The 14,453-nt window shown below is 65.6% G+C and carries 15 protein-coding genes; 8 read left to right on the forward strand and 7 right to left on the reverse strand.

The annotated features are described in order from the left end of the window. Window positions 1–115 precede the first annotated feature (115 nt). The 4 genes from ACQR1D_RS02745 to ACQR1D_RS02760 form a co-directional block, all read right to left on the reverse strand. Window positions 116–376, reverse strand: a complete 261-nt coding sequence (locus tag ACQR1D_RS02745; RefSeq protein WP_315803840.1) for a DUF1488 domain-containing protein — start codon at window positions 374–376, stop codon at window positions 116–118. Between the two features lie 98 nt (window positions 377–474). Then, window positions 475–717 carry a hypothetical protein gene (locus ACQR1D_RS02750; RefSeq protein WP_315803839.1) on the reverse strand — a complete coding sequence of 81 codons (243 nt, stop codon included), beginning with the start codon at window positions 715–717 and terminating at the stop codon, window positions 475–477. Window positions 718–820: 103 nt separating this feature from the next. Further along, complete coding sequence (locus tag ACQR1D_RS02755) at window positions 821–958, reverse strand: hypothetical protein (RefSeq protein ID WP_315803838.1); 138 nt, start codon at window positions 956–958, stop codon at window positions 821–823. A gap of 282 nt (window positions 959–1,240) precedes the next feature. Beyond that, window positions 1,241–1,405: a hypothetical protein gene (locus ACQR1D_RS02760; protein WP_315803837.1), complete on the reverse strand. Its 165-nt coding sequence runs from the start codon at window positions 1,403–1,405 to the stop codon at window positions 1,241–1,243. A gap of 62 nt (window positions 1,406–1,467) precedes the next feature. Here ACQR1D_RS02760 and ACQR1D_RS02765 point away from each other — a divergent pair, with 62 nt between their 5' ends. From ACQR1D_RS02765 to ACQR1D_RS02775, 3 genes are all read left to right on the forward strand, one after another. After that, the gene (locus tag ACQR1D_RS02765) at window positions 1,468–1,737 is read left to right on the forward strand and encodes a hypothetical protein (RefSeq protein ID WP_316179156.1); all 270 of its coding nucleotides are present in this window, start codon (window positions 1,468–1,470) and stop codon (window positions 1,735–1,737) included. Beyond that, window positions 1,730–2,026, forward strand: a complete 297-nt coding sequence (locus tag ACQR1D_RS02770; protein ID WP_315803835.1) for a hypothetical protein — start codon at window positions 1,730–1,732, stop codon at window positions 2,024–2,026. Before ACQR1D_RS02765 ends, ACQR1D_RS02770 begins: the two co-directional genes overlap by 8 nt. 209 nt (window positions 2,027–2,235) lie before the next feature. After that, the gene (locus ACQR1D_RS02775; protein WP_316238008.1) at window positions 2,236–2,601 is read left to right on the forward strand and encodes a hypothetical protein; all 366 of its coding nucleotides are present in this window, start codon (window positions 2,236–2,238) and stop codon (window positions 2,599–2,601) included. A 23-nt stretch (window positions 2,602–2,624) separates the two neighbouring features. Here ACQR1D_RS02775 and ACQR1D_RS02780 read toward each other — a convergent pair whose 3' ends face one another. Then, window positions 2,625–3,179: an ActR/PrrA/RegA family redox response regulator transcription factor gene (locus tag ACQR1D_RS02780; RefSeq protein WP_315715137.1), complete on the reverse strand. Its 555-nt coding sequence runs from the start codon at window positions 3,177–3,179 to the stop codon at window positions 2,625–2,627. A gap of 178 nt (window positions 3,180–3,357) precedes the next feature. Beyond that, window positions 3,358–4,713, reverse strand: coding sequence for an ActS/PrrB/RegB family redox-sensitive histidine kinase (locus ACQR1D_RS02785; protein WP_316238009.1), 1,356 nt, complete (start codon window positions 4,711–4,713; stop codon window positions 3,358–3,360). 97 nt (window positions 4,714–4,810) lie between these two features. Between ACQR1D_RS02785 and ACQR1D_RS02790 the strand changes: the two genes are divergently transcribed. The 5 genes from ACQR1D_RS02790 to ACQR1D_RS02810 all read left to right on the forward strand — a co-directional run bounded on the left by ACQR1D_RS02790 (window position 4,811) and on the right by ACQR1D_RS02810 (window position 11,892). Then, on the forward strand, window positions 4,811–5,602 hold the full coding sequence (locus ACQR1D_RS02790) for an ABC transporter ATP-binding protein (RefSeq protein WP_434839915.1): 792 nt from the start codon (window positions 4,811–4,813) through the stop codon (window positions 5,600–5,602). Further along, a complete protein-coding gene (locus ACQR1D_RS02795) occupies window positions 5,599–6,411 on the forward strand; it encodes an ABC transporter permease (RefSeq protein ID WP_316238011.1) in 813 nt (270 codons plus the stop codon). The genes ACQR1D_RS02790 and ACQR1D_RS02795 overlap by 4 nt, the downstream gene beginning before the upstream one ends. Before the next feature lie 124 nt (window positions 6,412–6,535). After that, the gene (locus ACQR1D_RS02800) at window positions 6,536–7,864 is read left to right on the forward strand and encodes a polyhydroxyalkanoate depolymerase (RefSeq protein ID WP_315803830.1); all 1,329 of its coding nucleotides are present in this window, start codon (window positions 6,536–6,538) and stop codon (window positions 7,862–7,864) included. A 208-nt stretch (window positions 7,865–8,072) separates the two neighbouring features. After that, window positions 8,073–8,912, forward strand: a complete 840-nt coding sequence (locus ACQR1D_RS02805; RefSeq protein WP_316238080.1) for a M48 family metallopeptidase — start codon at window positions 8,073–8,075, stop codon at window positions 8,910–8,912. 316 nt (window positions 8,913–9,228) lie between these two features. After that, window positions 9,229–11,892 carry an EAL domain-containing protein gene (locus ACQR1D_RS02810; RefSeq protein ID WP_316179166.1) on the forward strand — a complete coding sequence of 888 codons (2,664 nt, stop codon included), beginning with the start codon at window positions 9,229–9,231 and terminating at the stop codon, window positions 11,890–11,892. Window positions 11,893–12,100: 208 nt separating this feature from the next. Here the strand turns inward: ACQR1D_RS02810 and ACQR1D_RS02815 are convergent, their stop codons facing one another. After that, window positions 12,101–14,305, reverse strand: a complete 2,205-nt coding sequence (locus ACQR1D_RS02815; protein WP_434893713.1) for a transglycosylase domain-containing protein — start codon at window positions 14,303–14,305, stop codon at window positions 12,101–12,103. Between the last annotated feature and the right edge of the window lie 148 nt (window positions 14,306–14,453).

Here is a 14,453-nt window from a genome sequence, read left to right on the forward strand (position 1 = left end):
CCTTAAGCGCGCTCCGGGGTTCCCTTGCCTAGGTAGGTGACGCAGGCTCCGTCAGGTCACGACTCTCGAGATGAGAGACATCGCATCGCTGAGAGCCGATCCGCAGGCAGCGCCGTCAAAAATTTGCAGCGACGAGATCGTAGGATCCCCGGCTTCCTCGGACATAGACCTTGGCAGCGGCGGCGCAGATGCGCTCACGGTTGGAATCGAACGCAGTCAGAAAGCCCGACTCGTCCGGACAGGTGTCGGGTTGAAGGCGTCTCAACGCGCCCTCGTCGACGAAGAACGACGCTTCGATCGCGCTGTCGTAGCCCCAGAACCGTACGGCACGTCGCGTGCGATCATAGGAGCGGCTGTGATTTGGAAACTCAATCATGTGTGTGTCCGATCAGGTTCGGAGGGCGCCGCAGATGGGCGGACGTCATCCAAGGGGGCGCTCGGCGGTGGTTGCCGGCGGCAAAGCGGGTGCGCATCTCAATCGAAAGCCGACGGCAACTCGCCGTGGCGGAAGAAAACCGTCGGCTCATCGTCATAGTCGCCCATGTCGGGATCGCCCGATGACGAGAAGGCGACGACGCCTGCCTTGCTCGACACCAGTCGTTCCGCAGTTCGGAGCGCGCTCGATTCCGTCTTGCAGGCGATCGGCGTCTCGGCTTTCGGGCGTCCGCCCCGGCCGGTGCTGAACGCCTGGACGAAATAGATCGTTTCGCGCGCCATGCTCTGTCCTTTGCGCTGCCAGTACGGTCAGCCGCATCGTCACCGCATTGCGCGCGGCCTTGCGTGCGGGAGAACCATCCAGACTGATGAGACCGGAAAGCCCCTAGCGCTTCTTTTTGTCGCTGGAAAAATCCGGCTGCCATGCTCCGGCCTTCTGGCTCGGCGCTGCGGCAATGCTCTTGGGCTTCTCCCTCTTGGGCTTCTTGGCTTCCCGATTGCTTTTTTGCTGACCTTTGGCCATGTCGGTCTCCTCGACTCGGGTTGGAGCTGGTTCAGCGCATCGAACGAAGGCGCTGTCTCGATCCTGCGTGCGCGGCGCCACTGCCTTGTCGGCGGGTGGCCATCGTCCACCGACGCCGACGGGGCGCACGGCGGTGTGATCTACGAATGCAGCGCGGCAGTTGCGAGCGCGAGAAGGATCAGCAGCAGCGGCACGATGATGGGTGGAACGATCCACTCGCTCAGACGAAACTGCGGCATTGGCTATCCCTCGCGTGGTTTGCGGCGGGAGCGCTCGTGACCCTCAGTCACCGGTGAATGCCGTCGGAATGGCGGTGATCACCATTGATACACCCTGGCTCCTGTAATAGCGAGCACCAAAGCGCAGCGACACGGTGCGATGACGGCCCAGCCGCTCATCCGTCGTGCTGACGAGAAAGCGGTGGCTATTGCCGGCCGCAAGGCGCATGCTTCGTAGAAGCCTTGAGGTTGCGACAGCGACAGCGGGCCTGTTGCGAAAGGTAGGCGCAGATGAGCATTCGCTCGCGGCGCGAATTCGTCACCTTCAGACATCCGTTCCGGATCAGAAGCATCGAGCGTCTCCTGCCGGAAGGCACCTATGAGGTGGTCACGGACGAAGAGATGATCGAGGGGCTGTCCTTTGCTGCCTACCGCCGGGTTGCGACGATGATGATGCTGCCCGCCGACCGTCCGCACTCTGGTGCCGTCGAGATGGTATCCATCAGCTCGGCCGATCTTGCAGACGCGCAGCGTATCGACGCGAGTGCATCGGATGACTGACGAACCGCTCGATCTCGACAGCCACCGCGGGATGAGCGCGCAGAAGGCCGTGGACCTGCGTCGCGCGTTGGCGGAGGCCGAAACTCACGCACGGGACCTGCGCGAGCGCCAGGCGGTTCTCGAGCAGCACCTGCTCGCCCACGCGGCTGCGTCGTGGCCGGAAGCTGCCGCGAAGGCGCGCTATCTGCTAAACCTCTACGCCGCGAGTCTTGCGGAACAGGATACCAGGCACCGAGAGCTGATCGCCGCCGTGCTGGCCGATTTCTCCCGGCTGGCCGGGGAGAGCTGACGCGAGCCGGCGAATCGTGGCGCCTATCAGCCTATCGTGCACCCGCGCCCGATTCAGGACTGTTGCCAAGGGCGACAGCATCGACCCGTCTGGCCTCCCGGCAATTTCCCCGACTTCGCCCGACAATTGCCCCGCATAGGGCGCAACATGCCGGAACAATTTTAAGGTTCGAGCAGTATCCAGCCCAGGGGTGCGGACAGGGACGACAGATGCGACGGGTGGTCTTGGCGTTGGCACTGCTCTTCGCGACTGGAGTCCGCGCGGAGGAAAAGGCGTTCTACGTCCTCGGCGTGGGCGCCGATTCCTGCGAGCGCTTCATCGCCGCCGCCGAGGAGCAGCCGCCCGGCACCTACAAGGCGATCAGCAATGGCGACGAACCCTACGTCAACGCCATATCAAAATATCAGCAGTGGATGATGGGCTACGTCTCCGCGATCAATGCGGACCGCGGCGACGAGGGCCGGCAGATCAAGCTCGATCTGACCGAGGTCGACAGCTGGATGCGCAACTGGTGCAGCCGCAACCCGCGGCGCACGGTCTTCCACGCGCTACAGGCGTTCGTGAAGACGCACTGACGCCGGAGCGAGCAAGCGCTCGCTTACTTCGGTGCGCGCTTGGCGAGGATGCGCTGCAGAGTGCGGCGGTGCATGTTGAGGCGGCGCGCCGTTTCCGAGACGTTGCGATTGCACATCTCGTAGATGCGCTGGATGTGCTCCCAGCGCACGCGGTCGGCCGACATCGGATTCTGCGGCAGCTCGGACTTTTCGCTGGTGGTCGACAGCAGCGCGGCGACCACGTCGTCGGCATCGGCCGGCTTGGCGAGATAGTCGACCGCGCCCATCTTCACCGCGGTCACCGCGGTGGCGATGTTGCCGTAGCCGGTCAGCACGATGGCGCGGGCTTCGGGACGCTTGCGCTTCAGCGCCGACACCACGTCGAGGCCGTTGCCGTCGCCGAGCCGGAGGTCGACCACGGCAAAGGCCGGCGCCGCCTTGCCGATCTGTGAAATACCTTCGGCGACGCTTTCGCAGGAGGTGACGGTGAAGCCGCGAGTCTCCATGGCGCGCGACAGGCGCTCCAGGAACGGCTTGTCGTCCTCCACGATGAGGAGAGAGCGGTCCGGGTGGTTCGTCAGTTCGGCGATGGCGCCCACGGTCATATATCCTTGAGAAGAAGGCTCGATGGTTGCGAGACGATCTGGTCCATCCTCATATGGTCTGCCGAGTCGCCGCTGCCAAGATCGCGGGTTGCCGCAGTCTGCGGCGTGACGCCGCGCAGGGGCGGGTGCGCTGTATGCCAGGAGCACGCCAGGGGCGGCTGCCCCGCGGGTTTCATTCCGGCTCCGCCTCGCCATCGTCGTCCTCGCTGGCCTCGAAGCGCCGCCGCGGCCAGACGATCTGGACCACGGCGCCGTGGTCGGGGAAGGTGCGATTGCTGAACGAGACCTTGGCCCCGGTCCGCTCCAGCAGGGTGCGGGCGATGAACACGCCGAGCCCGAGTCCGCCGCCCTGGTTACCTCCCGGGCCGTCCTCGACGCTCGGCCGCCGCGACAGATAGGGCTCGCCGATCCGCTTCAGGATATCAGGTGCGAAGCCGGGGCCGTCGTCGGACACCACGATCTCGACCGTCTCGTTGTTCCACCAGGCGTTCACCTCGACGGCGTTGCGCGCGAAATCGACGGCATTCTCCAGGATGTTGCCGACGCCATAGAGGATCGCAGGATTCCGTGAGCCGACCGGTTCCTTGGCTGCGGCCACCGCGACGCGCACCTTGATGTCGACGCCGAAGTCGCGATGCGGTGCGACCGTCTCCTCGATCAAGGTCGACAGTTTCATCCGGTCGTACATCGACCCGATCGAGGACAGCTGGGTGATCTTGCCGAGAATGTCGCGGCAGCGCTGCGCCTGCTCGCGCAGGGTCTTGATGTCGGACGTGACCTGGCTGTTGTCGTGCAGGGCGCGCTCCAACTCGCGCGAGATCAGCACGATGGTCGCGAGCGGGGTGCCGAGCTCGTGCGCGGCGGCCGCCGCGAGACCGTCGAGCTGGGTGAGGTGCTGCTCGCGCGCCAGCACCAGCTCGGTGGCCGCCAGCGCGTCCGACAGCTTCCGTGCCTCCTCGGTCACCTGGAACGCATAGAGGCTGGTGACGCCGATCGCGAGCGCGATCGAAAGCCAGACGCCGAACAGATAGATCGGCGGGAAGATCAGCGGCTCCTCGCCTTCCCACGGCAGCGGCAGGTGCATGAAGAACAAGGCGGTGGCGCAGGCCACGGCGAGCAGGCCGAGCATGATCGTCAGGCGGACCGGCAGCGCGGTCGCCGAGATCAGCACCGGCGCCAGGAACATGTAGGAAAACGGATTCTCGAGCCCTCCCGTGAGATAGAGCAGCACCGTCAGCTCGATGATGTTGAGCGCGAGCAGGCCACCGGCGTGGGCCGGCTCCAGCAACTGCATCGGATTGAAGGCGATCTGCAGGCCGAGATTGAGCAGCGCCGAGATGCTGATCACGGCCAGACAGGGCACCACCGGCAGGTCGAACTCCAGCCCCTGCACCACGATGAAGATCGCGCTCAACTGACCGAGCGCCGCCAGCCAGCGCAGCCGCAGGATGGTGTCGAGCCGGACGCGCTGGCGCGGATGGCGATAGTCGGTGTCGGGCGTGTCGATGATCAGGGCGTCGTCGGTCATGACGGGAACCTAATGCCGCGCAGGCGCGGCGACAAATCTGGGCGGCCGTTGGTGGCCTGTTGCGGTTTGCGGCACAATGCCTCAATGAACCCCTCCCATGACGCAAGATGACGCAGTGCCGACCCTCTCATCCGATTCCGGCTCGGTTTCGCCCGCGATTGCCGTGTCGCGGCTGACCAAGGTCTACAAGACGACGACGGCCGTCGACGGCATCTCCTTTGCGATCCGCCGGGGCAGCATCACCGGGCTGCTCGGCGGCAACGGTGCCGGCAAGACCACGACGATTGCGATGATCATGGGGCTGGTGCAGCCGACCTCGGGCGAGGTCGCCGTGCTCGGCCACAGCATGCCGGACGAGGCGGCGGCCGTGCTGGGGCGGATGAACTTCGAGAGCCCCTATGTCGACATGCCGATGCGTCTCACGGTGCGGCAGAACCTCACCATCTTCGGCCGGCTCTATGCGGTGGACCACCTCAAGGAGCGGATCGCCGAACTCGCGTCGCAGCTCGACCTGACCGACTTCATCGATCGCGCCAATGGCAAGCTCTCGGCCGGGCAGAAGACACGCGTCGCGCTGGCGAAGGCGCTGATCAACGATCCCGAGCTGCTGCTCCTGGACGAGCCGACCGCCTCGCTCGATCCCGACACCGCCGACTGGGTGCGCGGCCATCTCGAGCGCTATCGCGCGCGCCGCGGCGCCACCATCCTGCTCGCCTCCCACAACATGCTGGAGGTCGAGCGTCTGTGCGACCGCGTCATCATCATGAAGCGCGGTCGCATCGAGGACGACGACAGCCCGGCGCAGATCATGGCGCGCTACAACCGCTCGACGCTCGAGGAGGTGTTTCTCGACGTCGCCCGCGGCCGCGACCGGGAGGCGGCGCAATGAACGATCTTTCCCTCCACATCTCGCCGCACCGGATCGGCGCGATGATCCTGCGCTACTGGTACCTGCTGCTGTCGTCCTGGCCGCGGTTGCTGGAGCTGATGTACTGGCCGACCCTGCAGATCATCACCTGGGGGTTCCTGCAGACCTACATCACCGCCAATGCCGGCTTCTTCGCCAAAGCTGGCGGCACGCTGATCGGCGCAGTGATCCTGTGGGACATCCTGTTCCGCGGCCAGCTCGGCTTCTCGATCTCCTTCCTGGAGGAGATGTGGGCGCGCAACATCGGCAACCTGATGATGAGCCCGCTGACGCCGATCGAATTCCTGCTGGCGCTGATGACGATGAGCCTGATCCGGCTGGCCATCGGCATCATCCCGATGACCCTGATCGCGGTCTGGTTCTTCGACTTCAACTTCTACAGCCTCGGGCTGCCGCTGATCGCGTTCTTCTGCAATCTGATCTTCACCTCCTGGGCGGTCGGAATCTTCGTGTCGGGTCTGGTGCTGCGCAACGGGCTTGGCGCTGAGAGCATCGTCTGGACCCTGATGTTCGCGCTGATGCCGCTGGCCTGCGTGTACTATCCCGTCCAGGTGCTGCCGCATTGGCTGCAGCTCGTCGCCTGGTCGCTGCCGCCGACCTACGTGTTCGAGGGCATGCGCGCGCTGCTGGCCGATCACGTCTTCCGGTCCGACCTGATGCTGACCGCGCTCGGGCTCAATGCCGCCCTGCTGCTGGCGTCGTTTGCGGCATTCATTGCTCTTTTGCGCAGCGCGCGCCGCGCCGGCTCGCTGCTGGCGGCAGGGGAATAATTGCGCTTTTCCCGTGGATTTCCGGGCTCATTTCGTCGCTTTGCGGCGTTGACACGTACAACACCGCATTGACGCTTAATTACGCATTCGGCAGTATGCTGCGTTGCAGAGAGGTTGAACGAGAATGCCGATAGGTGAGTTTGGCGGTGCACCGCCCCTGGCGTCGGAAGGCAGTCCGGTCCTGACGACACCGATGTACTGGATGTACGAAATGGCGCATGCATCGCTCAATCCGGCGCGCGCTGTCACCGATGCCACCAAGATCCTGTTTCAGAACCCGCTCAATCCCTGGGCGCATACCGAGATGGGCAAGTCGGTCGCAGCGGCTTGCGAGCTGTTCGAGCGCACCACGCGCCGCTACGGCAAGCCCGAATGGGGTCTCGACGAGACCGAGGTCAACGGCATCCGGACCCCGGTCGAGGTCCGCGCGATCTGGGAAAAGCCGTTCTGCCGGCTGCTCTATTTCGACCGCAAGCTGACCCGCCCTCTGCGCGCGCCCCAGCCCCGGCTCTTGATCGTGGCGCCGATGTCCGGCCATTACGCGACGCTGTTGCGCGGTACCGTCGAGGCGTTCCTGCCGACCCACGAGGTCTACATCACCGACTGGTCCGACGCGCGGATGGTTCCGCTGGCCGAGGGCCGTTTCGACCTCGACGACTACATCGACTACGTCATCGAGATGCTGCGCTTCCTCGGCACCAACATGCACGTCATGGCGGTGTGCCAGCCGGCGGTGCCGGTGCTGGCCGCGGTGTCGGTCATGGAGGCCGAGCGCGATCCGTTCGCACCGATCTCGATGACCCTGATGGGCGGCCCGATCGACACCAGGCGCAATCCGACCGGCGTGAACAATCTCGCCCAGGAGCGCGGCATCGACTGGTTCCGCAACCACGTCATCACCAAGGTGCCGTTCCCGCATCCCGGCGTGATGCGCGACGTCTATCCGGGCTTCCTGCAGCTGAACGGCTTCATCAGCATGAACCTCGACCGCCATGTCGACGCCCACAAGGCGCTGTTCGCCAACCTCGTGAAGGGTGACGGCGACCAGGTCGACAAGCACCGCGACTTCTACGACGAGTATCTCGCCGTCATGGACCTGGCTGCGGAATATTATTTGCAGACGGTTGAGACGGTGTTCATCCGACACGCGCTGCCGAAGGGCGAGATGACCCACCGCGGCACGCTGGTCGACCCGTCGAAGGTCACGCGTGTGGCGTTGATGACCGTCGAAGGCGAGAAGGACGACATCTCCGGTCTCGGTCAGACCGAAGCGACGCATGGACTCTGCTCGTCGATCCCGGATCATCGCCGGGTTCACTACGTGCAACCGGGTGTCGGTCATTACGGCGTGTTCAACGGCTCGCGATTCAAGTCGGAGATCGTGCCGCGCATCAACGATTTCATGTTGTCGGCGGCCGATCCCAAGTCGCTGCTCGCCATTGCGGCTGAATGAGCGACAATCACATTCACCGCGCATCCGAATCCGGCTGCGCGGTAACTCTTTGAAGGGACGGTAGAAACCGGAATTCAGGAGTGACTCAAGCAGTGAATGTGGCGTCGCTCCTTGAGCGATGCTTTTGAACCTGAATTCATATCTTCGGGAGCCTGAGAGGCCCAACTGCTGGGGTGCGGAACCTTCGGAACCCCTGTATGTTGGGCAAATGATTTGTTTTTGCGCCGAGCGCTTTCCCTGGCGGTGGATGTGGCAAAATCCGGGCGAGTTCTTACCCCCCGGACTGACAGAAATGGCCACTCGCGCGCTACTTTATCGGCGGCCCGCCGAACCCTCGCGTCTTCTCGTCAAGCACGGCTCGCAAATCTACTCGATTAGATTGCGGCGTCACCGTCGTGCGCGACGTTATACCCTGAGAATTCATCCGTCGGATCGCGAAGCGATCCTGACGATGCCTCCGCGCGGCACCATCATCGAAGCGAAAGACTTCGCGCAGCGTCACGGCGCGTGGATCGCGGCGCGTCTCGGCCGGCTGCCGAAGGCGGCGCCATTCCTGCCGGGCACGTTGGTGCCGCTGCGCGGCGTGCCGCACAAGATCGTGCATCGCGCCGGCGAGCGCGGCACGGTGTGGACCGAGACGCGCGACAGTGGCGAGAAGATCCTGTGCGTGGCCGGCGGGATCGAGCACACCGAACGCCGCGTGCTCGACTTCCTCAAGCGCGAGGCGCGCCGTGACCTGCAGAAGGCCGCCGACGGCTATGCCGAGCAGCTCGGCGTCAAGGTCAAGCGGCTGTCGATCCGCGACCAGTCGAGCCGCTGGGGCTCGTGCACCTCGGCCGGCTCGCTGTCGTTCTCGTGGCGTCTCATCCTGGCGCCGCCCTTCGTGCTCGACTATCTCGCCGCGCACGAGGTCGCGCATCTGATCGAGATGAACCACTCGCCGCGGTTCTGGAAGGTGTGCGGCAGAATCTGCGCCTCGGTCGAGCGCGCCAAGAAGTGGCTCGACACCTGCGGCAACGATCTGCATCGCTATGGCATCGACGACTGAGGTCTCGACGACAGACCTCTCGACGATGTGAGTCCCAATGGCCCGGCCTTCTGGTCCGGGCCATTTCTTCGTCGGGTTCCAATCTGCATCGATGAACTCAGAACCCGCCTGCGGACTATCGAATTCTTAAGCCTTCTCGCCTGCAGTCGCAGGATATTGCCCAAATCGGCGGCGCCTTAACGTGGCTGTAACGCTGCGCTCGCCAGATTTACCGCAATCAACCCAAGGTGACGTCCCAGCGAGCTGCCGGGCCGTTCGCTGCAACCAAAGCGCCGATCGTTTCTCTCGAAACGTGCAGCGCGCCTCGAATCGAACGATGTTTGCAAGCGAGTTTCAACCGGCCGCATCCACACAATTGCTCTCTGCCGCGCTCGACGGTGCCTCCGAGGCGATTCTCTTTCTCGACGCGCAGGGCCACGTCCAGCACGCCAATCAGGCGGCGTCGGTGCTGCTGCGGCGTGAGCCGGCCGCTCTGGTCGGCGCCGACCTCGAAAGCCTGGGTCTCCCCGCGGATCTGATCGCGGCGACCCCGTGCGCCGAGGCGACCGACGCGCAGCAGGAGCCGGACCAGTCCGACGCCCGCGAAATGACGATGCGCCATGCCGACGGCGGGCGGACCCGCCTCCGCCTGTCGTTGTGCGCGCTCCCGCCGGGCCGGGAGGATGAGCCGGTCCGTTCGTTGCTGTTCATTCGTGACGTGACCACCGAAGTCGACATGCGCGAGCGCAATGCGCTGCTGACGTCGGTCGCCGATCGGACCAACCGGGCCGTCATCGTCACCGATCGCCATCTCAACGTCCTGTACACCAACGCCGCCTTTGCCAGCCTGTTCGGCTACACGCCTGAACAGGCGATCGGGCGCCGCGCCGAGGAACTGCTGACCGGCCCCTGCACCGATCCCGCCATCGTCAACCGGCTGAGGCAATGCCTCGAGGACGACCGCGGCATCGAGGAGGACGTGCTGGTCTACGACAAGGACGGCCGCGAGATCTGGACGACCGCCTATGTCAAGGCGCACCGGACCAGGCGGGGCAAGGTCAGATATCTGTTCGGGCTGCTCACGGACATCCGGGAGACCAAGCAGCTGCGCTCGCTGCAGCAGCTGATCATGGCGTCGCTGGCGTCCGACGTTTCGATCACGACCATCGCCGATCAACTGTGCCGCCGGGTCGAAGAGCTCGCCCCTGACGTCGTCTGCTCAATCCTGCACGTCGATTCCGATGGGCACGTGCATCCGCTCGGCGGCCCGAGCCTGCCGGCCGATTTTTCCGCCAGCCTCGACGGGATCCCGATCGGGCCGGACGTCGGCTCCTGCGGCACCGCCGCCTATCTCTGCGAGCCGGTGCTGTCGCGCGACATCGACAATGATCCGCGCTGGCAGCCCTACAAGGCCGGCCCGCTCGCCGCCGGCCTGCGCGCCTGCTGGTCGTCGCCCATCAAGGGCAAGGACGGCCGCGTCATCGGCACCTTTGCCTTCTACTTCCGTGAATGCCGCGGCCCCAGCCCCTGGCACGAGCAGATCGTCGCCGCTTGCGTTCAGCTCGGTGCGCTCGCCATCGAGCGCCAGGAGGTCCGCTCGACGATCTCGCAGGTCGCCTATCACGACATGCTGACGGGCCTGCCCAACCGTGCCCGCATCCCGTCGCTGATCGCCGAGGCCATCAAGGCCTGTCCGGAAGGCGGACACGTCGCCGTCGCTTTCCTCGACGCCGACAATTTCAAGGACGTCAACGATACGCTGGGCCATGCCGCCGGCGACGAGTTCCTGGTCGGCTTCGCCAACCGCCTGCGGGCGCAGATTCGCGCCGGCGACATGCTGGGCCGGCTCGGCGGCGACGAGTTCGTGATCGTGCTGCAGAACCGCGATCCGCTCGAGGCCTCGCTGGCGGCGGCGCGGATCACCGCGGCGCTCGCCATGCCGCTGACGATCGGCAAGCGGCAGGTGCCGATGTCGGCGAGCATGGGGCTCAGCCTCTATCCCGATAATGCCAAGGACATCGAGACCCTGATCAAGCAGGCCGATGCGGCGATGTACAAGGCCAAGCGCGGGGGACGGGCGACCTACCGCTTCTTCAGCGCCGACATCGACAAGCTCGCCGAAGAGCGGCTGATGCATTCGACCGCGCTGCGCGAGGCGATCGCCAGCGAGGCCCTGACCCTGCACTATCAGCCGCAGATCCGCACCCGCGACGGCGCGATCCACGGCGTCGAAGCGCTGGCGCGCTGGCACGATCCGGTGCTCGGCGAGGTCTCGCCCGCCAAGTTCATTCCGCTTGCCGAGGAATGTGGTCTGATCGAGCAGATCGGTGTGTGGTCGATCAAGCTGGCCTGTCAGCAGATGGCGTCGTGGCGGCGTGCCGGTCTCGATATCCCCTGCATCTCGGTGAACCTGTCGCCGATCAACTTCCAGAACGTCAACCTGGCGGCGATGGTGGCGCAGATCCTGGCCGCCAACGACCTGCCGGCGAAGATGCTGATGCTGGAGATCACCGAAGGGGTGATCCTCAACGAGCGCGCCACCGTGATCGCGACCATGAACGAGCTGCGCAACATGGGCGTCGGCCTGTCGCTGGACGATTTCGGCACCGGCTATTCCAGCCTGAGCCGGCTGGCCCAGCTGCCGATCGACGAGCTGAAGATCGATCGCAGCTTCATGCGCGATTTCGAGAACGACAGCGGCACGCGGGCGATCGTGACCGCGGTCGTGCGCGTCGGCCAGAGCCTCGACGTGGCCGTGGTCGCCGAAGGGGTCGAGACCGAGCCGCAGCGCAAGCTGCTGGCCGAGCTCGGCTGCGATGCGATGCAGGGCTTCCTGTTCGCGCGGCCGATGGCCGCCAGTGCCTTTAGCCGCTGGCTGCTGGACTATAGCGCCCACCGCGCGAGCCTGATGCTGCGGCAGATCGGACGCGTTTTGGCGCAGACGGCTGGTTCTGGGGCGGTTGATCCGGCTCCGCTTCCGATCGCCAAGGCGGCTGGCTGAGCCAGCCGGGTTGCATCCATCCTCAGCCGAGCCATCGTCATTCCGGGGCAATCGTGAACGCGCGCAGGCGCGTTGACGATTGAACCCGGAAGCCGAGCTTGTTGAACGAACGCCAGCCAAGCCACATCGAGATTCCGCGTTCAAGGCCTGCGGCCTTGCCCCGGAATGACGGTGGGCGTGGCGCAAGTCGTCACGCGATGAGCTCAGCTCAGCGCCGACCACCGAACAACCGGTCGACCAGCCAGCCATCGAGGCCGGCGGCGGGCTCCGGCCGCACATTGTTGCGGCTTGGCGGCGGCGCCGAGCGCGCGGAGTAGGCGGCATTGGGGGCAGGGGCCGTCGGCGCCGTGATCTGTGAGGCGATCTGCGCCAGTGTCGGGACCACGCCGGGGCTCTGTGCATTCGGCAGCGCCGCCACCGGCACGCCCTGATGCGCTGATCGCATGAAGCGCGTCCAGACCTCGACCGGCAGGCCGCCGCCGGTCGCCTTCTTGGTCGGCGAGTTGTCGTCATTGCCGAGCCAGACGCCGGTGACGAGATGCGCGGTGTAGCCGATGAACCAGGCGTCGCGGAAATCCTGGCTGGTGCCGGTCTTGCCGGCAGCGGTCCAGCCCGGGATCTCGGCCTTCTTCGCGGTGCCGGAGATCAGCGTCTCCTGCATCATCTGATTCATCATCGCCGCGTTGCGCGGCTCGATCACCTGCACCGGCTGCTCGGTCTGGCGCATGTAGAGCAGCTTGCCGTCGAGCGTCCTGATCCGCGTCACCACATGCGGCGAGACGGCGAGGCCGCCATTCGAGAACGGCGCATAGGCGCCGACCAGCTCGATCATCGACACCTCGGAGGTGCCGAGCGCGATCGACGGGTTGGGATCGAGCCTGGAGGCGATGCCGAGCCGGTGCGCGGTCCGCACCACGTTCTTCGGCCCGACCTCGAGGCCGACGCGCACCGCGACCGTGTTGAGCGACATCGCCAGCGCCTGGGTCAAGGTCACCGGGCCGAAATATTCGCGGCTGTAGTTCTCCGGCTTCCAGCCCTTCAGATCGAGCGGCGCGTCCTGGCGGACCGTGTCCGGCGTCAGGCCCTGCTCGATCGCGGTGAGATAGACGAACGGCTTGAACGCCGAGCCGGGCTGGCGCTTGGCGGTGACGGCGCGGTTGAACTGGCTGTCGGAATAGTTGCGGCCGCCGACCATGGCGCGCACGGCGCCATCCGGCGTCATCGCCACCAGCGCGCCCTGGCTGACGTTGAACTTGACGCTCTTCGCCGCGAGCTCGTCGATGATCGCGGCCTCGGCGACGCTCTGCAGCTTCGGATCGATCGTGGTCTCCACCACGATCGATTCCTCGACCTGGCCGACGAGATCGTCGAGCACCTCGCCGATCCAGTCGGCGACGTAGTTGATGGTGCCGGCGCCGGCCGGCTTCACCGCGACGGAAGGGTGCGCGATCTGGGCCTGCGCCTGGGCGTCGGTGATGAACTTGGCGTCGGCCATCGCCGCGAGCACGGTCTGCGCGCGCTTGGCGGCGCCCTCCGGGTTGCGGTTCGGCGCCAGCCGCGACGGCGACTTGACGAGGCCGGCGAGCATCGCGGCCTCGCCGATCGTCACCTGCCGCGCCGACTTGCCGAAATAGCGCTGCGCCGCCGCCTCGACCCCATAGGCGCCGGAGCCGAAATAGACCCGGTTGAGATACAGCTCCAGGATCTCGCGCTTGGAATATTTGCGCTCCAGCCACAGCGCCAGCTCGGCCTCCTGCAGCTTGCGCGCCAGCGTGCGCTCCTGGGTCAGGAACAGGTTCTTGGCGAGCTGCTGCGTCAGGGTCGAGCCGCCCTGCGACACGCCGCGATGCAGGACGTTGGCGACCACGGCGCGGGCGATGCCGATCGGATCGATGCCGAAATGCTGGTAGAAGCGGCGGTCCTCGATGGCGATGAACGCCTTGGGCAGATAGGGCGGCAGATCCTTCAGCGCGACATTGGCGCCCGCCATCTCGCCGCGCTGCGCCAGCATGCTGCCGTCATAACCCACGATCTCGATCGTTGGCGGGCGCTTCGGGATCTCCAGCGACTGGATCGGCGGCAGATGCGCGCCGGCCCAGATCACCACGCCGACCAGTGCGATCACGCCCCACAGGCCGCAGACCAGTGCCCAGTAGGCCATGCGACCGATCGACATTCCCCAGCGTGACTTGGCTCGGGCAGGCTTCGGTTTCGGTGGGGTGGCTTTCGGCGCGCGCGCCGGCACATCGTCCTCGTCGTCCGGCTCGACCGGCTTTTTCTTTGCAGCGGACTTCTTGGGCGCGTTGTCGGAGGGAATGCGATCCTTGGGGTCGAGGCGCAGATCGGCCATCGCGGCCGCAAGACCGAATCGCGGCTCCTTGCGTCCGCCGCCCTGTTTCCGTCCCCGCGCCATACGCAACCCGAGCCCGCGATCCCGCCGTCCGACCACGGTAATGTCCGGAGTTTAAGGGGCAGTTAGGAAGAGCTTAACGCGCGATTAGGAGTTTCGCGCTCGTAACGCCGCGTTATGGTTAAGCCAAGGTAAACAACGACAGACGAGG

Source organism: Bradyrhizobium sp. HKCCYLRH2047 (genome assembly GCF_051168175.1).
In the GTDB taxonomy this organism is placed as follows: domain Bacteria; phylum Pseudomonadota; class Alphaproteobacteria; order Rhizobiales; family Xanthobacteraceae; genus Bradyrhizobium.